We start from the raw sequence: 19,522 nt of genomic DNA on the forward strand, positions 1-19,522 counted from the left end.
CGAATGCACGAGCGTTACCACCGTAGGTTTTAGCCAGTACAGTAGTGATGGCAGCAGTCAGGGTAGTTTTACCATGGTCAACGTGGCCGATAGTACCAACGTTAACGTGCGGTTTTTTACGTTCAAATTTTTCTTTAGACACGACTCTATTCCTTAATATCGCTCCCTCGTTATATGAGGAGGGAGCTAAATCTAGATATTAAACCCGAAAAGCTTATTTAGCTTTACGAGCTTCGATAATAGCCTGAGCGACGTTGCTCGGCGCTTCATTGTACTTCAGGAACTCCATGGAGTAAGAAGCACGACCTTGGGTCTGAGAACGCAGATCAGTAGCATAACCAAACATTTCAGATAATGGTACCTGAGCACGTACGATTTTACCGGTAGCAAGATCTTCCATACCGTCGATCATACCACGGCGACGGTTCAGGTCACCGATAACGTCACCCATGTAGTCTTCTGGAGTTTCAACTTCAACTTTCATGATAGGTTCCAGCAGAACTGGTTTCGCTTTCATGAAGCCTTCTTTGAAGCCCATAGAACCTGCGATTTTGAACGCCATTTCAGAGGAGTCAACTTCGTGGTAAGAACCATCGAACACTGCTACTTTAACGTCAACAATCGGGTAACCGGCCAGAACACCATTCTTCATTTGTTCCTGAATACCCTTATCTACAGCAGGGATATATTCTTTAGGAATAACACCACCAACGATTTCGTTAGCGAACTGGTAGCCTGGGCCACCTGCTTCCATTGGCTCAATACGCAGCCATACGTGACCAAACTGACCACGACCACCAGACTGACGAACAAATTTACCTTCTTGTTCAACAGTAGTACGGATGGTTTCACGGTAAGCAACCTGAGGTTTACCGACGTTCGCTTCAACTTTGAACTCACGACGCATACGGTCAACCAGAACGTCCAGATGAAGCTCACCCATGCCCGCGATAATAGTCTGGCCGGATTCTTCATCGGTAGACACGCGGAATGATGGGTCTTCCTGAGCCAGACGACCTAAAGCGATACCCATTTTTTCCTGGTCGACTTTAGTTTTTGGCTCAATCGCAACAGAGATTACCGGCTCTGGGAATTCCATACGCTCCAGAATGATTGGAGAACTGATATCACACAGAGTATCACCAGTAGTCACGTCTTTCAGACCGATCGCAGCTGCGATGTCGCCTGCGCGAACTTCTTTGATTTCTTCACGCTTGTTAGCATGCATCTGAACGATACGGCCAAAACGCTCTTTTTTGTCTTTCACTGGGTTAAGAACGGTATCACCGGAATTAACCACGCCAGAGTAGACACGGAAGAAGGTCAAGTTACCAACGAATGGGTCAGTAGCGATTTTAAACGCCAGTGCCGAGAACGGTTCGTTATCGTCAGAATGACGCTCTGCCGGGGTATCTTTACCATCTGGCAGAAGACCTTTAATGGATTCAACGTCAGTTGGTGCCGGCAGGTACTCAATAACGGCATCCAGCATTGCCTGAACACCTTTGTTCTTAAATGCAGAACCACAGGTAACCAGGATGATTTCGTTAGTCATAACACGATGACGAAGACCCGCTTTGATCTCTTCTTCGGTCAGCTCTTCACCGCCGAGGTATTTTTCCATCAACTCTTCTGATGCTTCCGCAGCGGCTTCAACCAGGTTGTTACGCCATTCTTCAGCCAGATCTTGCATATCAGCTGGAATATCTTCATAAGTGAAGGTCGTTCCCTGATCTTCCTCGTTCCAGTTGATAGCTTTCATTTTCACCAGGTCAACAACACCGGTGAAAACATCTTCTGCACCAATTGCCAATTGCAGAGGAACTGGATTTGCAGCCAAACGGCTTTTGATCTGCTCAACAACGCGTAAGAAATTCGCTCCCATACGGTCCATTTTGTTAACGAACGCGATACGTGGAACTTTATATTTATTCGCCTGACGCCATACGGTTTCAGACTGTGGCTGAACACCACCAACCGCACAGTAAACCATGACCGCACCGTCAAGGACACGCATAGAACGTTCTACTTCGATAGTGAAGTCAACGTGGCCTGGGGTGTCGATGATATTGATACGGTGCGCATCAAACTGCTTAGCCATACCTGACCAGAAAGCAGTTGTTGCTGCGGAGGTGATGGTAATACCACGCTCCTGCTCCTGTTCCATCCAGTCCATAGTAGCAGCGCCATCATGAACTTCACCGATCTTATGGTTTACACCAGTGTAGAACAGAATACGTTCGGTAGTGGTGGTTTTACCGGCGTCGATGTGTGCACTGATACCGATGTTACGGTAGCGTGCAATAGGTGTTGTACGAGCCATTTGATTCCTCTATTCCTAGGACGTTCAATTTAAATCTGGGTGGCAAGAGCTGCCACCCAGGGCATCATCACTACAATGGAATTACCAACGGTAGTGTGCGAACGCCTTGTTAGCTTCTGCCATACGGTGAACGTCTTCACGTTTCTTAACAGCAGAGCCTTTATTCTCGGCTGCGTCAGATAGTTCGTTCGCCAGGCGCAAGGCCATAGACTTATCACCGCGTTTACGAGCAGCTTCAACGATCCAGCGCATTGCCAGAGCATTACGACGAACCGGACGAACTTCAACTGGAACCTGATAAGTAGAACCACCAACACGGCGGGATTTAACTTCCACGGTTGGACGCACGTTATCCAGTGCGAGTTCAAACGCTTCCAGATGTTCTTTACCAGAACGCTGAGCCAGGGTCTCAAGCGCACTATATACAATTGCTTCCGCAGTAGATTTTTTACCATCTACCATCAGGATATTGACAAATTTGGCCAGTAATTCAGATCCGAACTTTGGATCTGGTAAAATTTTACGCTGACCAATTACACGACGACGTGGCATGGAAATACTCCGTTTCGAATTCAGGGTTGTCCAAAACTCTACGAGTTTATTTTGACATTAAAGTGAAAATGTTTGGCCTTACTTAACGGAGAACCATTAAGCCTTTGGCTTCTTCGCACCGTACTTGGAACGACCTTGTTTACGGTCTTTAACACCGGAACAGTCCAGTGCACCGCGCACAGTGTGGTAACGCACACCTGGCAAGTCTTTAACACGACCGCCACGGATCAGAATTACGGAGTGTTCCTGCAAGTTGTGGCCTTCACCACCGATGTAGGAAGAAACTTCGTAACCGTTAGTCAAACGCACACGACATACTTTACGCAGTGCGGAGTTTGGTTTTTTAGGAGTGGTGGTATATACGCGAGTACATACGCCACGCTTCTGTGGGCAAGCTTCCAGAGCAGGAACGTTGCTTTTTGCAACCTTCATGCTGCGGGGTTTGCGCACCAGCTGGTTAATAGTTGCCATTATTAAAAAAACTCCTGGTTTTTTTGCTTCGTAAACACGGATAAAATCTCTTGTCTGCCCTGACGGCAAAACACGAGGACGCGGAATTTTATGGCTGACTCGCCGGGGTGTCAAGAAATATACATTTTCTCTGACTACCAGGCGAATTGTTGATGGTGTTTTACCGTCAGGTTAACAAAGTCAGTATAGTCGATAACTTGCACTTTGTCCGAAATCCGACCTGCCAATCCCCGCGCCTCAATATCTTCTTTCAGAACATACAATGTAACGCCATGATCAATTAAAGCCGGAAGGCAGTAATTACCATCAATGCTTGCCAGTACACCATCCTGCATAAACAGTATGTCATCACCACTGGCAAGCAGATTGAATATCACCTTGAAATCACATTGATAAGGGGATCGGCCAACAGTATATAGCATATCATCGTCCTTCCAATCGCTCAGAATGTCAGCACCACATCATAGCCAGCCAGTTTTTCACGAATCGCTTTTGCGGATATCACTTCCGCATCCAGAATACAACTGCGGACTGCGCTTAACCCACGCATGATAAGGTCTTCCTGGCACAAATAATATTTTTCAATATCGTACAGAGGCAAGACCTTAAACGTAGCGATATAGTTTCTGGCGAGGATCCTATCAGGTTGCTGATCCGGCAGGAGTTGCAGCACACCATCAGAAATAAAAAATACACCAATCTCTTCTGTTAATGCCGAGGTTGCCAATAATGCATCCAAACCTTCTCTGCCACCAGAATCACCATGAGGTGCTTTTGTAAAGACAAAAGCAATTCTTTTCATTTTTGCCTCTCAGAATTGCACCACACGATCACAAGTCAACATGGCTTCAGCGAACGTTCCCAACCCACTTAATTCAAACCCTTTAGCCAGGTTTGCAACAGATAAATTCAATTCATTCGCCTGCTGCGTATCAAGGACACCACGGCGAAGAGCGGCGGCAATACAAATATGCATGCCAAACCGATGCTCTGTTGCCATCATCTGCCACGCGTTAACCAAATTAAACTCATCACTGGCTGGCGTGGTCAATTGATTACCGTTATAAACCCCTTCCCGATAAAAAAATACGGTATTCAGTTTATGTCCCATCGCAATCAGAGTTTGCGCGAACTGGTAAGCGCTGCTGGCTTGCTGGGTGCCATACGCAGGCCCCGTTACCAGCAGACAATAAGACAGCGAAGACATTACCGTTCGGGCCCTAAGCATTCCCCATTTTTAAACTGGCGAATATAGAGGTAAACAGTATGTTTAGAAATATTTAAACGCTCAGCAACCTGATTAATAGCGTCTTTAATATCAAAAATGCCTTTCTCATAGAGATTCAGAACCACCTGTCTGTTCTTCGCATTATTAGATACATTGCGATCAACATTAACTTCCTCAATAGTATATTCCAGCGTTTGCGCAACCAAATCATCCACGGATGATGCAAAGTTTACATTTGTTGGTGCAACGTCATGGGTTTCCTCCGGAATAAATGTCTGAATTATTTCGGAGAAAGGGACATCAAGATTCATATTAATGCACAAGAGGCCGATCACTCTGCGATTCCGGTTGCGGATCGCAATAGTGACTGACTTCATCAATGAACCGCTTTTCGCTCGGGTAAAATAGGCTTTGGATACACTACAGTCTTCATCTGTAATGTCATGTAACATACGCAACGCAAGATCAGTGATAGGTGAACCTATTTTACGACCTGTATGTTCTCCATTAGCTATTCTGACCGCTGAACATTTAAGATCTTCCAGTGAATGAAGGACAATCTCGCAATGCCCACCAATCAGCATAGCCAAGCCATCAACTGCGGCTTCATAAGATTTTAAAATTTCGCGATCCGTTTCAGTAAACGGTTGGTTTTCCAATAAATCGATATCATTGATATCACCAGATAATAACGGGTTAGACATTAAATACACCATCCTTCAAACGCAGAAAACGTCTTGCTAAAAACACAACGTGATAAACGTATAAAAATTTCTTGTGAAAATTCAACTATTGCAGCTTAACAGAGATCTCAGTCAAAGATCTTTTCATTCACATCAAATATTGACGTTAAAACCACATGACATCATCGTCAAGCCATAACGACTCAGACATTTGGCCTCTATCACAGCTTTCAGTAACAAAAAACCGTTGACAGAATCTCTACCAACGGTTTTATCCACATTCATCAAAGATACTTAGTGAATAGATTACTTAGCTTTGGTATCCGCTTTCACATCCAGCAGCTCAATATCAAACACTAATGTAGAGTTTGCAGGAATGCCTGGAACACCAGCCTTACCATAAGCCAACTCTGGTGGAATAACCAGTTTGATTTTTCCGCCTTTTTTCACATTTTGCAAACCTTCTGTCCAACCAGGGATAACGCCGTCCAGACGAATAGAAAGTGGTTCATTACGTTTATATGAACTGTCGAACTCTTTACCGTCAATCAATGCTCCCTTATAGTTTACGACGACAGTATCACTCGCCGCAGGCTTTTTACCACTGCCTTCCTTTTCTATTTTATACAAAAGGCCGGTTTTGCTCTTAACGACGCCTTTTTCCTTGGCAAACGCTTCGCGATATTTAGCACCCTTGGCTTCACTCTCGTTGGCTTCTTTTTCCATCTTGGCTTCAGCCGCAGACTTTACTTTGCCTTCAAATGCACGCAGCGTATTTTCAATTTCGCTGTCAGTCAGTTTGCTCTTGTTATTAAAAGCATCCTGCACACCCGCCAACAATTGATCTTTATCCAATGGGATACCCAGAGATTTCTGCTCTTTCAGGGTGTTTTCCATATAACGCCCTAAAGATGCGCCCAGAGCATAAGCATTTTGCTGATCTTCTGTTTTAAATGCGCTGTTCAATTCTGTACTGCTTTGATTATCTGCCTTGGCAGCCAGCGCCTGAGAGGCATTGAAAGCCATTGCCAATGTTGTGGCAAGCAAGGTGATTTTAAACAATGATTTCATCTGTTTCTCCAATAGCTTTGGGGGATATTTACTGTCAGCAAAAGTTATGCAATCAAGCCACTATAACTGTCTACAGGAGCACAACACAATATTTGCTGCTTTAGTGCCCCAAAACTGTTGAGACAACACAAATAAAAAGAGGTTTCATAATAATCGTATTTCACAGAATATTCTGGGCATAATGGGTTACTCTAATTAACATGAGACGTCTAATACAGATAATACACAGTCTGGAAGGGGGGAAAAATCATGGATCTATCAGAGTTTGAACAGCGGCTTGAACACTTGGAAAGCCGAGCTGCTTTTCAGGAAATGACTATCGAAGAGTTGAATCAGGTGGTGACTGAACAGCAAATGGAAATGACGAAATTAAGAGAGCATTTGCGGTTGATGACAGAACGATTGAAAGCCACTCAACCATCAATGGTCGCTTCACAGTCTGAAGAAACGCCACCGCCTCATTATTGATTTTTACTCAGTGAAAAAACAACCAGTCACTATACACAGGGCAAGTAAGAGAAACCGGCTCTCCCAATCTTGCCCCGCTTTTTTAAATATTAAAGCCTGACAATCCGCTTTAATTTATCAATGGCAGCTACCGCCACCGCAGCACCCATTCCCTTCATTATGGTGATGATGATGACCATCGTCATGGCCGTGACCACCACAGCAACCACCTTCGCCATGTTCGTGACCATGCGCGCCGTGAACATGACCATGAGCCAGCTCTTCTTCGGTTGCTTCGCGGATAGCAATAACTTCAACATTGAATTTCAAATTCTGACCAGCCAGCATATGGTTACCATCAACCACAACGTGCTCATCTTCAACCGCAGTGATTTCTACGGGTACCGGCCCCATGTCGGTGTCAGCCAAGAAACGCATACCCACTTCCAGTTCATCAACACCAACAAATACATCTTTTGGCACACGCTGAACCAAATTGTCATCATACTGACCATAGGCATCATCAGCCTGTACGCTGACATCAAAACTCTCACCAGCCTCACGGCCTTCCAGCGCTTTTTCCAAACCGCTAATCAATGAACCACGGCCATGCAGATAGTCCAACGGCGCACTCACCGGTGACTCATCAACTAAAACACCATCTTCTGTTCTTACTTGATAAGCCAGGCTGACTACCAAGTCTTTTGCTACTTTCATGACATCTCCTACCCATGGGTCTAAAAATTTTTACCGATTGTAGCGGAATTCCAAGCCTCTGTACCCACCGGCATTAAAATTCACACAATTATTGTGGTGTAAAAATACCAATCACCTGCTCCTGTTTTCTCACATGAGAGGCGGCTTTTTCATCAGCTTGACGTTGTTGATGACCACAATGGACACATTTCACCACATCCACCTGATCTTCCCGCCACATTGCCAGTGTGTCCTGAGAATGACATTCAGGGCAGACAGCACCAGCAATAAATCTTTTACGGCTTACTGTCATTGTTTGCTCCGCTACTATTCATATGTTCGTGTTCATTCCAACCATCCGGTTGGAGACGCTCATTCAGCATTTCCCGCTCAAACAACTCTTCCAGTTCCCGTCGCGCCTCTTTTATACGGGATATGTGAGCCACATCACCCTGTAACTGTGGCATCAATTCTCTCAGCATCCGCATATCCAACCGCTGAAAATGTTGTTTTGCACGATAAGCTTTATGTGGATGCATTCCTAATCCGACCAACGTCTTACGGCCCAATTCCAATGCGCTGGAGAAAGTTTCGCGGGTAAAATTTTCCACCCCATTCTGTAACAATTCATGCGCTTCCAGGCGTCCTCTGGCCCGCGCCATAATATGCAGATTCGGGAAATGTTTTTGACATAAATGAACGATCATCATGGTATCTTCCGGCTCATTACAGGTAATAACAATCGCTTTGGCTTTCTCCGCCCCTGCCGCACGCAGCAATTCCAATTCAACCGCATCACCATAATAAACTTTGTAGCCATAACGCCGCGTGGTACTCACAACACTGACATCACGCTCCAGTACCGTTATGTGGATTTTATTCACCATCAGAAGACGGCCTATTACCTGCCCAAACCGGCCAAAACCAACTAAAATCACCTGCGGATCATTATCTTCTACAAATGGCTGTTCTGCCGTCTCATCCGAAGCATTATAACGGCGCGCCAAAATAGCATCGATCAATTGCATCACAAGCGGTGTTGTCATCATTGAGATCGTCACCACAACCAGTAACAAAGCCATCTGTCCGCTATTGAGTACATTCTGGCTCAGTGCGGCAGAAAACAGAACAAAGGCAAATTCTCCGCCCTGGCTGAGAACACCGGAAAATTGCAAGCAGGATGAACCCCGCAAGCCCGCAGTCCATGCGATGAGATAAAGAACAACACCTTTCACAATGACTAAAGCCAGTACGCCGAGTAATACATCGGACAGATGTATCAATAGCACCCCCAGATTCAGGGACATCCCTACCGAAATAAAAAACAGTCCTAACAATAATCCCTTGAACGGTTCTATGGAGATTTCCAGTTCATGGCGATATTCACTATCTGCCAGCAATACCCCGGCGATAAAGGTTCCCAGTGCCATAGAAAAACCCAGCGCTTCCATAAACAATGCTGAACTGAGCACCACCAATAATGCCGCCGCCGTAAACACCTCACGCACGCCCGCTCTGACAACTAAACGAAACAACGGACGTAACAGATAACGGCCACCCAGCAACATAACGGCAAAGGCAGCTATTTTTAACGCTATCCGATACCAGTCACTGGATGCTGTTTCACCTGCCAGAAGCGGGATCAACGCCAAAGCCGGGATCACTGCCATATCCTGAAACAGCAAAACAGAGAAACCAAGCTGCCCGCCTTCATTGCGGTTCATGCCCTTCTCTTTCATCAGTTGCAGCGCCATTGCTGTTGAGGACATCGCCATCCCGATACCACCGATAACCGCCGCCTGCCACGAAAAATCTGTCAGATATAACAGCCCAGCCAGCACACCTGCGGTGAAAATAACTTGGGCCGCACCGACACCAAAAATCGATCGCCTGAGTTGCCAGAGTTTAGAAGGGTTAAGTTCAAGACCGATGATAAACATCAGGAAAACGATCCCCAGCTCAGAGAAATGAAGAATATCATCAACATCTCTGATAAAGCTTAACCCCCACGGGCCAAGGACAATCCCGGCGAACAAATAACCTAATACTGCCCCAATCCTGAATTTCTGTGCGATAGGCACTGCCACCACAGCAGCAAATAAAAATAATACCCCGGCGCTGAGTTGCGCTGAATGCTCCATAGCTATAGCCCTCCTAATGATAATGGCGATTTGAGCCACTCACGATAAGCATTAGCATGGATGGCAAGAAGTTCAGGTTTTTGACGACGTGCCCAATAAATAATTATCGGTGATAACCAATGCATACGGCACATGGATGCTGTCAGTTCAAAAGTGCGAAGAATCTCTTCCATTGGATAGCAGTTATAACCATCAGCCCGGAAAGCACCTTCTGGCTCTCCGGTTGTGATCACTGAACGCCAATATTTCCCCTGTAATGCCAACCCGGTGGCACCACTGGCAAACCCCCGTGTCAGCACGCGGTCCATCCACTCCTTTAACAAAGCTGGACAACTGTAGGTATATAATGGATGTTGAAAGACAATCACCTGATGTTCACGAAGCAGTTGTTGCTCATGGTGAACATCAATAAAAAAATCTGGATAAGCTCGATATAAGTCGTGAACCGTAACATGCTCTAAATCCAGCACAGGTTGCAACAAAACGCGATTTGCTACTGAATCCTGTGGCTCAGGATGGGCATACAGCAGCAGGACTTTAGGCGGCTGTAACATCGTTCCCTCCTCAAGAACGTGTCAGGACACGTATTTTCCGTTACCATGCATACAAAGTGACAAAATCAGGGCGCTTATTGCCCCATTACTTTCTAATAATTTAACATACTCTATACAAACGACACCTATGATTGTTTTCTCTTCATTACAAATTCGTCGCGGAATCCGTGTCTTGCTAGATAATGCCAGCGCCACTATCAATCCCGGACAGAAAGTGGGTCTGGTAGGGAAAAATGGCTGTGGTAAATCTACCTTACTTGCACTATTAAAAAATGAACTTCAGGCTGAAGCAGGAACATTCACTTTTCCCGCTAACTGGGCGCTGGCTTGGGTGAATCAAGAAACACCGGCTCTGGAAATACCGGCTCTGGAATATGTCATTGATGGTGATCGTGAATTCCGTCAACTGGAATGGCAACTACAGTTAGCCAATGAAAAGGATGACGGTAATTTGATCGCTCATCTACACAACCAACTGGACACGATTCAAGCCTGGACCATCCGCTCAAGAGCATCAAGTTTACTTCACGGTCTAGGCTTTTCTCAGGATCAACTGGATCACCCCGTACGTGCGTTTTCCGGTGGATGGCGTATGCGCCTCAATCTGGCGCAAGCCTTGCTCTGCCGTTCTGATTTGTTGTTACTTGACGAACCAACCAACCATCTTGATCTGGATGCGGTGATCTGGCTGGAAAAATGGCTAAAAAACTACCCCGGCACATTAATCCTCATCTCCCATGACCGGGATTTTCTGGACCCGATTGCCGATAAGATCCTTCATATCGAGCACCAATCCCTGTTTGAATACAGCGGCAACTACTCCTCTTTCGAACGTCAGCGTGCAACCAAACTGGCACAACAACAGGCGCTCTATAAAAGTCAGCAAGAGAAAGTGGCACATCTACAAAGCTATATTGACCGTTTCCGGGCCAAGGCCAGTAAAGCCAAACAAGCTCAGAGCCGTATCAAGATGCTAGAGCGGATGGAGTTGATAGCGCCTGCCCATGTTGATAACCCGTTCCATTTCAGTTTCCGCAAACCGGAGAGTCTGCCAAACCCACTGCTGAAAATGGAAAAAGTCAGCGCAGGCTATGGCGAGCGGACGGTTTTAGGTTCCATCAAACTAAATTTAGTGCCTGGCTCGCGCATTGGCTTGCTTGGCCGCAACGGCGCAGGTAAATCCACGTTAATAAAATTACTGGCCGGAGAACTGCAATCCCAGAGTGGAAACGTCGAATTAGCCAAAGGGATCAAACTGGGATATTTCGCCCAGCATCAATTGGAATATCTGCGTGCTGATGAATCACCATTACAGCATATAGCACGTCTTGCGCCACAGGAAACAGAGCAGCAACTCAGGGATTATCTGGGCGGTTTTGGTTTCAAAGGTGATCAAGTCACTGACCCAAGCGGACGTTTCTCTGGGGGAGAAAAAGCACGTCTGGTTTTAGCATTGATGGTTTGGCAACGCCCTAATCTTCTGTTGCTTGATGAGCCAACCAACCACCTCGACCTGGATATGCGTCAGGCACTGACAGAAGCGCTGATCGATTTTGATGGTGCATTAGTTGTGGTTTCCCATGACAGGCATCTATTACGTTCGACAACCGATGAGTTGTATCTGGTTCACGATGGCCGGGTAGAATCTTTCAATGGCGATTTGGAAGATTATCAACAATGGCTGACAGATCAGCAGCGTCAACAAAATCAGCAATTACGTGAGAACAACGATAAGGAAAAAGAGTCTTCCGGCCAAAGTGCTCAGGAAAGAAAAGATCAAAAACGGCGTCAAGCTGACTTCCGTAACCAAACGCAGCCATTGCGCAAGCAACTGACCAATCTGGAAAAACAGATGGAGAAGTTAGGTGATGAACTGACCACATTGGAAAAACAACTTTCTGACAGTACTCTCTACGATAACAGCCGTAAAACCGAGTTGGCTGAATATCTGCAAAAACAAGTTCAGACCAAATCAAAACTGGAAGAAACTGAATTAGTATGGATGGAGATTCAAGAACAACTTGAAAAAATGACCCAAGAATTTGAAGGATAAATAATTCCACAGATTATCACTTAATAAAAATAAGGCGGAAAAAGTAATCCGCTTTATTTTTCGATAAGTGAGTATATTGTGGAGTAAAAAATTCAGGATGATTTTGATGTAATATCCTTATTTGATGCACATTCAAATAATAAATCAAATGTCAGTATCTTATGATATTAATAATTATCATTAACTAATGAAGAACCCTCATTAGCTCAACATAAATGAGGATTTCTTATAATCAGATGATATTTTTTGTTGTAAGAGAAATAATTTCTGATATACCCTATGGATTTCAAGATGCATCGCGACGGCAAGGGAGCGAATCCCCGGGAGCATAGCTAACTATGTGACCGGGGTGAGTGAGTGCAGCCAACAAAGAGGCAACTTGAAAGATAACGGGTATATCACAACATCTTTTATAGAAAGGAGGTATTAATCGATTCCTTTTGAAGGAATTTCCCATATTTTGGAGAACCGTTTTACATTGCTTGCTGTGTAAATAACAGTATGAGATATATTGCGGTGACCGAGATAATCCTGAATAAGGCGTGTATCTCTTCCCAAATCAGCAAGAGCATAGCCGCAGGCATGTCTTAACATATGTGGATGAGGTGAAATATCGACTAATGCTTGTCTGCCATAACGTTTTAACAAACTATAAACCTGATAGCGTGAAATCGCACCTGATTTTTGTGATAAAAAAACCCACGATGTATCTGATTCTCTCCAGCTCTTACGGATATTAATCCATTGATTTAACGCATTAAGTTCTTCAGGGACCAGCGGATGTGTTGTTGATAATCCCCCTTTTAATCGTCTTACGTGAATAATTTCCGAGCTAAGATCAAGATCGGATAGTGTCAGATTACATAGCTCACTGACTCTAAACCCATGAATGAAACACATGAGTAGCATGCAATAATCCCGCTCAGCATGACGCCCTTGACGTGCTTTTTCTAAAATCGCATCGATTTCATATCTGGTTAAAAACTTACGCTTCTGCATGAAAATAGTTCCTGTGAGATTTTGGGCAGATAGTTGCCAATAGAGAATATTAATCTACAGAACTATATCAATTAATAGAGCTTTTATGGAATTACTGACCTTCAATTCTCTTTATTTCTTATTTGTAAGAAAAAACACTTCTTATATATAAATATAAAATTATATATATCATTTTACAGTGATTTTTTGATAGAAAAAATCAAGATGTAGAATTTTTCTTAAAAATTAAGAAACTATTTTACAACAAAAAACAAAACAGAATGCACCAAACTGTTAATAGTTTTACACAAAACTATCACCTAGGTCAACTTTTATATCACTCCAGACCGGCAACATTCAACTATTTGGAATACATAGTTTTTTTGATTTTTTATTATTATTTTTAATATCTCATCAATATTATTTTGTAATAAATCGGTTGGTTTGTTTGAACATAATCAGATATCAATTAATTAAAAAGATAATAAATCCAAATTAATGTGTTTTTTTAGATATTAATTCCTAATTATTATCTATTTTAGTATTTATAACTAAACAACACAGTTTGGTGCATTTTGTTTGGTTTTAAAAAATGTTGATACGAGATTTTAAGACCCTTTTTGCATTGGATATCTGGTGTAGGAGTTGAAATCCTACACTGCTACTTTTGTATGGTTATGGGTATCTTATCCTTAAGTTAAGGAATTAACTCACATGAAATTGAATAAATTGGTTATGGTTCTCGGATTGGGTGTAACCCTAGCAGCAGGTTCTGTCAATGCGGCCCCCGAGCCTCTCCCCAAGACTAAAAATACCAACCAAGGCCACGGAAAAGTGACTTTTGAAGGTTCTATTATCGATGCGCCTTGTTCAATCCACCCCGGTGATGACGATCAGACTGTGAGGCTGGGGCAGATTTCCAACAAAGCACTGGCAGGAGGTGGTAAGTCCACCCCGGTTCCTTTTGATATCCGTTTACTAGACTGTGATGCTAACGGCTTGGAAAAGAAGATTGTAACAGCGACTTTCTCTGGGACACCCTCTGCTGTGAATAAGGACTTACTGGCAATTGTTGGTTCGGCCTCTGGTGCAGCTATTGGTATCACCAACGATAACGCCAAGCTTATCAAACTAGGACAACAGAGCTCACCCACAATCATCACCGATGGTTCCGACTCTACCATGCGCTTCGCTGCTTTCTTACAAGGTGACGGGGCTTCTACGACTATCGTTCCTGGTGATTTCACCGCTGTGGCTAACTTCACTCTGGCTTACCAATAAAGGTGTTGAAGGAAGACTTTCTGTACGTTGGAAGGTCTATCTGTTTCTCTTTCCCGCTGCTGCCTAGTCTTCAAGCTGACAGAGGAAACAGCGGGAAAGAGGGGAGTTCCCTACAGATTAGGGAAATGAATTTGCTGGTAAACCGAATTCTGGAGAGCGAGATGACTCTTCTTAGCCGTCCAACCTGTTTTAAGATGTTGCCTTCCCTATTGACGTTGTTGGTGCTAACCAGTCTGATATTGTCATTTATGGCAACGGCTATCAACCAAGAGCATGGCCGTGTCAACATGCAAGGCTCCATCATTGATACGCCGTGTACAATTGCTTTGGGCAATCAAGATCAGACCATCGGTATGTCATCTATTCTGGTCGGACAAATTATCCTCAGTGGTCACGGCCCGGTACGGCTTTTAAGTATACAGTTGATTAATTGTCTGTTGACTCCCGTATTACTGAATCGTCTGGGCGGGTCACACTTTCGAGTCACTTTTGATGGTGCGGCTGTTCGTGACGACTTGTTTAGCGTGAATGGTGAGGCGAGTGGTGTGGGATTACAGATATCAGACAGTACAGGAGCGGTAGTCGTGCCGGGCAAACCAATGCCTGTAGAGGATCTGCAAATAGGCTCAATGCGGCTGGATTATACTTTACGTCTGATAGCAGCTCACCAAGTGTTACGCGCCGGAGTTTTCCGCACCATGATACGTTTCAAACTGGATTATTTCTGATGAAAGGACTAGTCATGCCATCGTTACTTTGTGGAGCGAGGGATTGCCCGGTGGCACTGTGTATCTTGTTGGCTCTCTGTGGTGTGCAGATGGTAACGGCGGCTGACAGGGTGGAATTCAACACGGATGTTCTTGATGTCAAAGATCGGGCGCGTATTGACTTAAGTCAGTTTTCCCAGGCTGGCTACATTATGCAGGGTAGCTACCAGATGGTATTACGCTTGAATAAAAACGAATTGCCCGAGCAGACGGTGCAGTTTATTGCTCCTGATAATGATCCGAAAGGCAGTGAGGCGTGCCTGACGCTGAAGATGGTTGATCAACTGGGGCTTAAAACGGATGCAATCCATCAGCTTACTTGGTGGCATAACGGCCAATGCCTAGAAATAACTTCTCTGAAAGGTATGGAAGTTCGAGGTGACTTGGGGGCTGGAGCATTATACATCAGCATGCCGCAGGCTTACTTAGAATATACCGTGGAAAACTGGGATCCGCCGTCACGTTGGGATAACGGAATCTCCGGTATGTTGTTTGACTACAACGTCAATGCACAGGTGACGAATCAGTCAGGTGCAGCCAGCCAAGTGCAATCTTTGAGTGGTAACGGAACAATTGGGGCCAACCTGGGACCTTGGCGTCTGCGGGCCGATTGGCAGACGCAGTACAGCCATACTACGGGACAGGTGGGAAGTACCCAACAAAATTGGGAGTGGAACCGCTATTACATCTACCGCGTGATAGCCGCTTTGCGTGCCAAGCTAACGTTGGGGGAAGACTACCTCAACTCCGGGATGTTTGACAGTTTCCGTTACATCGGAGCCAGTCTGATATCAGACGACAACATGCTACCACCGAACTTACGTGGTTATGCGCCGGAAGTGACTGGGGTGGCGAAGACCAATGCCAAGGTGACCATCAGTCAGCAGGGGCGTGTGATTTATGAAACTCAGGTGGCAGCAGGTCCTTTCAGTATTCAGGATCTGAATACTGCGGTGAATGGCAAACTGGATGTGAAAGTACAGGAGCAGGATGGCAGCGTACAGACCTTCCAAGTGAATACCGCTAATGTACCGTATCTGACACGTCCGGGTATGGTTCGTTACAAGATTACCAGCGGTAAGCCGTCAGACTTTAAGCATCGCAATAAGGGGCCGGGCTTTGCAACTGGGGAATTCTCTTGGGGAGTGAACAACGGTTGGTCGCTGTACGGAGGAGCTTTGCTGGCCAGGGGCTATAACGCTCTGGCTATCGGTATCGGTCGTGATTTGCTAGCGTTTGGTGCGTTGTCATTTGACGTGACGCAGTCGCGAGCTCAGTTTCTGCATGATGATACCAAACACGGAGGCTCGTATCGGGTTAGCTATTCTAAACGCTTTGATGAATATGATAGCCAGATAACATTTGCGGGTTACCGTTTCTCAGAACGTAACTTCATGAGCATGTCGCAGTATTTGGAAGCGCGTTATTACGGTGTCAATAATGGAAGAGGTAAAGAGTTCTATACCATCACGTTTAACAAACAGTTTAAGGAAATGGGGCTTAGTGTTTATCTGAACTACGGCCATCAGACCTACTGGGACCGTCCGAACAACGATACTTATAACCTGTCACTATCGCGTTATTTCGATATCGGGCGCTTTAAAAACATTAGCCTGAGCCTAACGGCATATCGGACTCAGTACAACGATACTAATGATGACGGTTTGTATCTGAGTATAGCTGTACCGTGGGGTGAAAATAGCACAATAACCTATGACGGTCAGCTTAGCCGTAATAGTAGTAATACTGTGGGCTACTATGACCGTATCGATGACAACAATGCATATCGGATTAATGTCGGTAACGGTCAGGGCGGGCGTAGTATTGGCAGTGCTTACTTCACCCACGAGGGGGATATAGCTAAGTTGACAGCGAATGCCAATTTCCGTGGAAGTGAATATAGCGCTATGGGGCTGTCACTTCAGGGGGGAATGACGGCAACGGCAGATGGCGCTGCGCTACACCGTATCAACATGATAGGGGGAACACGCATGATGATCGACGCTGATGGGATTGGTGGTGTACCAATACGCGGTTATGGCAGTGTGATCCATACCAACATTTTTGGTAAAGCGGTGGTGAGTGATATCAACAGTTACTACCGCAGCAGCGTTAATGTGGACGTGAATCAACTGGCGGATAACGTGGATGCAACTCGTTCGGTGGTACAAGGCACGCTAACGGAAGGCGCTATTGGTTATCGCAAGTTTGGAATGATCGCCGGCGAGAAGGCGATGGCCATTATTAAGTTGACAGACGGTACGATTCCTCCATTCGGAGCTGTCGTGATGAACGAACGTGAAATGCAAACTGGCATCGTGAACGATGAAGGAAATGTGTGGTTAACCGGCATTAATCCAGGTGAGAACATGAGTGTGCATTGGAATGGTCGCATACAGTGTCTCATCACATTGCCGAAATCTCTTCTAGCCAACTTGATGAATAATCTGTTGTTACCTTGTCGGCGTGTTAAAGGGAATGATGGTAGTGACGCTGTAGAGACAGTTGTTACACCAGCCAACACAGGTAACGTAGCGAGGATCGGCGGCGAAAATGGAAGGTGAGTTAAGACAAACTGGATGGGTAATTCAGGTGTGGAGAACCGTAAGCCGCGTAAGTATGTGCTGCGAGATTAGATTTATACCCTATGGATTTCAAGATGCATCGCGACGGCAAGGGAGCGAATCCCCGGGAGCATAGATAACTAGTGAGTGCAGCCAACAAAGAGGCAACTTGAAAGATGACGGGTATAGCAGTGATATCAACCATATTTGCGCATTCGCACTCGATTCCAGCCAAGGGTGGTGGTTCTTTCCAGAAGATTAATAAAAGTGTGGGGTGGATGAATGGAAATGTTGCCTAAAGATAAGTACAACCGCATAAGTATGACAATGAAAAAAAACGCGGCGGCTTCTGCTGTCATGTTGGCCGGTATTCTGGCTGTTCAGCAGGCTAATGCAGCTATTGCCCTCGATCGCACCCGCGCGGTGTTTAATGGGGAAGATAGATCAATGAGCCTTAGTATCAGTAACCAGAATAAAGAGTTGCCCTATCTTGCGCAGGCTTGGATTGAGGACGAGCATGGCAACAAGATTAACACTCCACTGACTGCACTACCGCCACTTCAGAGAGTAGAGCCGGGAGCCAAAAGCCAAGTGAAGTTGCAAGTCACTCAGGGCATCAACATGTTGTCTCAGGATAAAGAGACGCTGTTCTATTTCAACCTCCGGGAAATTCCGCCAAAGTCCAACAAACCCAACACATTGCAGATTGCGCTGCAAACACGTATCAAACTGTTTTATCGGCCAAAGGCTATTACTGTTGGCCGCACGGACTACGAAAATCCTTATCAGGAGAAGTTGACGATGACTCGACAAGGGGATCGCTATGTAGTGAACAATCCGACGCCATACTACGTGACCATCGCATCAGCATCGTCCAGCCTAAATGGGGCAACAGTATCCGGTTTTAATCCGATGATGATCCCACCAAAAGGTAGTGCTGTGTTGGGGGGTAGCGCGTCAGCAATGGGTAACAGCCCTGTACTGATTTTCATCAATGATTTCGGTGGTCGGCCAAAATTAGTATTTGGTTGTAGTGGTAGAACTTGTACCGTGAAAAGCAGTAAATCCGATTGAGATATTTGCTGAAATTGGGATAACTCAGTAAAGGAGGCATGTATGAACACCATCCTAAAGCCAGATCGAGATGGACTGATACCGTCCTTGTGTCGGCGTAACCGATTACATGTTCTAAAAGCGTTGTTACTCTTGCTTTCGATAAGCTCAGTGTGTAATGCGAATAAATATGAATCCATTGTTCGTATAAAAGTTAATGTGCTTAGAGAAGCTTGTAATATCCAGCCTGGAGATGATGCAATTACCGTGGACTTCGATACAGTGTTCGGAAAACACCTTTATCAAAATGAACGTAGTCATAGTAAAGCGTTTTCAATTCACCTCATAAACTGTGATGTGACAAGAGCTCGGGAGGTGAATATAAAATTTCTAGGTAAGGAAGATAAAGAGTTTCCTGGACTTTTGGCTTTTCAGCCGGGAAGTCAAACATCAGGAGCAGCAGTTGGAATAGAGTCTCTGGCTGGAGAACCTATTTTGATAAACAAGACTGTTAAAAAATATAGTTTAAATAATGGCAATGCCACGCTGGACTTTAAAGCCTATGTTCAAGCGGAGCCTTCCGCTATCAAAAATCACTCAATAGTATTTGGTAGGTTCTCGGCTATTTCGACGTTTATGTTGGACTATGAGTGAAATGGA

Annotated in this window: 21 protein-coding genes; 7 read left to right on the plus strand and 14 right to left on the minus strand. The window is 45.0% G+C overall.

What is annotated here, in order from left to right:
• From C5471_RS16605 to fkpA, 9 genes are all read right to left on the minus strand, one after another.
• The coding region (locus tag C5471_RS16605; protein WP_242688831.1) for a GTP-binding protein at nt 1-142 on the minus strand (142 nt) is incomplete at its 3' end.
• Nucleotides 143-214: 72 nt separating this feature from the next.
• Entirely contained in the window at nt 215-2,323 is a 2,109-nt protein-coding gene (fusA, locus tag C5471_RS16610) for an elongation factor G (RefSeq protein WP_036845880.1), read from the minus strand.
• Nucleotides 2,324-2,404: 81 nt separating this feature from the next.
• A complete protein-coding gene (gene rpsG, locus C5471_RS16615; RefSeq protein WP_023044363.1) occupies nt 2,405-2,875 on the minus strand; it encodes a 30S ribosomal protein S7 in 471 nt (156 codons plus the stop codon).
• Nucleotides 2,876-2,971: 96 nt separating this feature from the next.
• Nucleotides 2,972-3,346 (minus strand): 30S ribosomal protein S12, encoded by a 375-nt coding sequence (gene rpsL, locus C5471_RS16620; protein ID WP_021322890.1) that lies wholly within the window; start codon nt 3,344-3,346, stop codon nt 2,972-2,974.
• A 134-nt stretch (nt 3,347-3,480) separates the two neighbouring features.
• Nucleotides 3,481-3,768, minus strand: coding sequence for a sulfurtransferase complex subunit TusB (gene tusB / locus C5471_RS16625; protein WP_133814333.1), 288 nt, complete (start codon nt 3,766-3,768; stop codon nt 3,481-3,483).
• A gap of 20 nt (nt 3,769-3,788) precedes the next feature.
• Complete coding sequence (gene tusC, locus C5471_RS16630) at nt 3,789-4,148, minus strand: sulfurtransferase complex subunit TusC (RefSeq protein WP_133814332.1); 360 nt, start codon at nt 4,146-4,148, stop codon at nt 3,789-3,791.
• A 9-nt stretch (nt 4,149-4,157) separates the two neighbouring features.
• Entirely contained in the window at nt 4,158-4,553 is a 396-nt protein-coding gene (gene tusD, locus C5471_RS16635) for a sulfurtransferase complex subunit TusD (RefSeq protein WP_133814331.1), read from the minus strand.
• A complete protein-coding gene (locus tag C5471_RS16640) occupies nt 4,553-5,278 on the minus strand; it encodes a helix-turn-helix transcriptional regulator (RefSeq protein ID WP_133814330.1) in 726 nt (241 codons plus the stop codon). Before C5471_RS16640 ends, tusD begins: the two co-directional genes overlap by 1 nt.
• 285 nt (nt 5,279-5,563) lie before the next feature.
• Nucleotides 5,564-6,328 carry an FKBP-type peptidyl-prolyl cis-trans isomerase gene (fkpA, locus tag C5471_RS16645; protein ID WP_133814329.1) on the minus strand — a complete coding sequence of 255 codons (765 nt, stop codon included), beginning with the start codon at nt 6,326-6,328 and terminating at the stop codon, nt 5,564-5,566.
• A 249-nt stretch (nt 6,329-6,577) separates the two neighbouring features.
• Between fkpA and C5471_RS16650 the strand changes: the two genes are divergently transcribed.
• On the plus strand, nt 6,578-6,796 hold the full coding sequence (locus C5471_RS16650; RefSeq protein ID WP_133814328.1) for a protein SlyX: 219 nt from the start codon (nt 6,578-6,580) through the stop codon (nt 6,794-6,796).
• Between the two features lie 117 nt (nt 6,797-6,913).
• On the opposite strand, the gene slyD is transcribed toward C5471_RS16650, so the two are convergent.
• The 4 genes from slyD to kefG all read right to left on the minus strand — a co-directional run bounded on the left by slyD (nt 6,914) and on the right by kefG (nt 10,166).
• Nucleotides 6,914-7,492, minus strand: coding sequence for a peptidylprolyl isomerase (gene slyD / locus C5471_RS16655; RefSeq protein WP_133814327.1), 579 nt, complete (start codon nt 7,490-7,492; stop codon nt 6,914-6,916).
• Between the two features lie 88 nt (nt 7,493-7,580).
• Nucleotides 7,581-7,784 carry a YheV family putative zinc ribbon protein gene (locus tag C5471_RS16660; protein WP_133814326.1) on the minus strand — a complete coding sequence of 68 codons (204 nt, stop codon included), beginning with the start codon at nt 7,782-7,784 and terminating at the stop codon, nt 7,581-7,583.
• Complete coding sequence (kefB, locus tag C5471_RS16665) at nt 7,768-9,612, minus strand: glutathione-regulated potassium-efflux system protein KefB (protein ID WP_133814325.1); 1,845 nt, start codon at nt 9,610-9,612, stop codon at nt 7,768-7,770. Before kefB ends, C5471_RS16660 begins: the two co-directional genes overlap by 17 nt.
• A gap of 2 nt (nt 9,613-9,614) precedes the next feature.
• On the minus strand, nt 9,615-10,166 hold the full coding sequence (kefG, locus tag C5471_RS16670) for a glutathione-regulated potassium-efflux system ancillary protein KefG (protein WP_133814324.1): 552 nt from the start codon (nt 10,164-10,166) through the stop codon (nt 9,615-9,617).
• A 127-nt stretch (nt 10,167-10,293) separates the two neighbouring features.
• On the opposite strand from kefG, the gene C5471_RS16675 reads away from it, so the two are divergent.
• The gene (locus tag C5471_RS16675) at nt 10,294-12,219 is read left to right on the plus strand and encodes an ABC transporter ATP-binding protein (RefSeq protein ID WP_133814323.1); all 1,926 of its coding nucleotides are present in this window, start codon (nt 10,294-10,296) and stop codon (nt 12,217-12,219) included.
• Nucleotides 12,220-12,645: 426 nt separating this feature from the next.
• Here C5471_RS16675 and C5471_RS16680 read toward each other — a convergent pair whose 3' ends face one another.
• Entirely contained in the window at nt 12,646-13,218 is a 573-nt protein-coding gene (locus C5471_RS16680) for a tyrosine-type DNA invertase (RefSeq protein WP_133814322.1), read from the minus strand.
• A gap of 693 nt (nt 13,219-13,911) precedes the next feature.
• On the opposite strand from C5471_RS16680, the gene C5471_RS16685 reads away from it, so the two are divergent.
• The 5 genes from C5471_RS16685 (at nt 13,912) to C5471_RS16705 (ending at nt 19,516) form a co-directional block, all read left to right on the plus strand.
• The gene (locus tag C5471_RS16685) at nt 13,912-14,478 is read left to right on the plus strand and encodes a fimbrial protein (protein WP_113026449.1); all 567 of its coding nucleotides are present in this window, start codon (nt 13,912-13,914) and stop codon (nt 14,476-14,478) included.
• 161 nt (nt 14,479-14,639) lie between these two features.
• Nucleotides 14,640-15,206 carry a fimbrial protein gene (locus C5471_RS16690; RefSeq protein ID WP_133814321.1) on the plus strand — a complete coding sequence of 189 codons (567 nt, stop codon included), beginning with the start codon at nt 14,640-14,642 and terminating at the stop codon, nt 15,204-15,206.
• On the plus strand, nt 15,206-17,809 hold the full coding sequence (locus C5471_RS16695; RefSeq protein ID WP_242688749.1) for an outer membrane usher protein: 2,604 nt from the start codon (nt 15,206-15,208) through the stop codon (nt 17,807-17,809). The genes C5471_RS16690 and C5471_RS16695 overlap by 1 nt, the downstream gene beginning before the upstream one ends.
• Nucleotides 17,810-18,130: 321 nt before the next feature.
• A complete protein-coding gene (locus tag C5471_RS16700; RefSeq protein WP_166296179.1) occupies nt 18,131-18,883 on the plus strand; it encodes a fimbria/pilus periplasmic chaperone in 753 nt (250 codons plus the stop codon).
• 42 nt (nt 18,884-18,925) lie between these two features.
• On the plus strand, nt 18,926-19,516 hold the full coding sequence (locus tag C5471_RS16705; protein ID WP_133814320.1) for a fimbrial protein: 591 nt from the start codon (nt 18,926-18,928) through the stop codon (nt 19,514-19,516).
• Nucleotides 19,517-19,522: the final 6 nt, after the last annotated feature.

It is taken from the genome of Photorhabdus tasmaniensis, from assembly GCF_011189505.1.
Lineage (GTDB): Bacteria > Pseudomonadota > Gammaproteobacteria > Enterobacterales > Enterobacteriaceae > Photorhabdus > Photorhabdus tasmaniensis.

Excerpts from the sequence above, each read along its gene's own strand:
- fkpA (WP_133814329.1), bottom strand. The coding sequence starts at position 6,328 with ATGAAATCATTGTTTAAAATCACCTTGCTTGCCACAACATTGGCAATG.
- kefG (WP_133814324.1), bottom strand. The coding sequence starts at position 10,166 with ATGTTACAGCCGCCTAAAGTCCTGCTGCTGTATGCCCATCCTGAGCCA.
- kefB (WP_133814325.1), bottom strand. The coding sequence starts at position 9,612 with ATGGAGCATTCAGCGCAACTCAGCGCCGGGGTATTATTTTTATTTGCT.
- tusB (WP_133814333.1), bottom strand. The coding sequence starts at position 3,768 with ATGCTATATACTGTTGGCCGATCCCCTTATCAATGTGATTTCAAGGTG.
- C5471_RS16675 (WP_133814323.1), top strand. The coding sequence starts at position 10,294 with ATGATTGTTTTCTCTTCATTACAAATTCGTCGCGGAATCCGTGTCTTG.
- C5471_RS16685 (WP_113026449.1), top strand. The coding sequence starts at position 13,912 with ATGAAATTGAATAAATTGGTTATGGTTCTCGGATTGGGTGTAACCCTA.
- C5471_RS16695 (WP_242688749.1), top strand. The coding sequence starts at position 15,206 with ATGAAAGGACTAGTCATGCCATCGTTACTTTGTGGAGCGAGGGATTGC.
- rpsL (WP_021322890.1), bottom strand. The coding sequence starts at position 3,346 with ATGGCAACTATTAACCAGCTGGTGCGCAAACCCCGCAGCATGAAGGTT.
- C5471_RS16660 (WP_133814326.1), bottom strand. The coding sequence starts at position 7,784 with ATGACAGTAAGCCGTAAAAGATTTATTGCTGGTGCTGTCTGCCCTGAA.
- C5471_RS16690 (WP_133814321.1), top strand. The coding sequence starts at position 14,640 with ATGACTCTTCTTAGCCGTCCAACCTGTTTTAAGATGTTGCCTTCCCTA.
- C5471_RS16640 (WP_133814330.1), bottom strand. The coding sequence starts at position 5,278 with ATGTCTAACCCGTTATTATCTGGTGATATCAATGATATCGATTTATTG.
- C5471_RS16680 (WP_133814322.1), bottom strand. The coding sequence starts at position 13,218 with ATGCAGAAGCGTAAGTTTTTAACCAGATATGAAATCGATGCGATTTTA.
- tusC (WP_133814332.1), bottom strand. The coding sequence starts at position 4,148 with ATGAAAAGAATTGCTTTTGTCTTTACAAAAGCACCTCATGGTGATTCT.
- C5471_RS16700 (WP_166296179.1), top strand. The coding sequence starts at position 18,131 with ATGACAATGAAAAAAAACGCGGCGGCTTCTGCTGTCATGTTGGCCGGT.
- C5471_RS16705 (WP_133814320.1), top strand. The coding sequence starts at position 18,926 with ATGAACACCATCCTAAAGCCAGATCGAGATGGACTGATACCGTCCTTG.
- slyD (WP_133814327.1), bottom strand. The coding sequence starts at position 7,492 with ATGAAAGTAGCAAAAGACTTGGTAGTCAGCCTGGCTTATCAAGTAAGA.
- tusD (WP_133814331.1), bottom strand. The coding sequence starts at position 4,553 with ATGTCTTCGCTGTCTTATTGTCTGCTGGTAACGGGGCCTGCGTATGGC.
- C5471_RS16650 (WP_133814328.1), top strand. The coding sequence starts at position 6,578 with ATGGATCTATCAGAGTTTGAACAGCGGCTTGAACACTTGGAAAGCCGA.
- rpsG (WP_023044363.1), bottom strand. The coding sequence starts at position 2,875 with ATGCCACGTCGTCGTGTAATTGGTCAGCGTAAAATTTTACCAGATCCA.
- fusA (WP_036845880.1), bottom strand. The coding sequence starts at position 2,323 with ATGGCTCGTACAACACCTATTGCACGCTACCGTAACATCGGTATCAGT.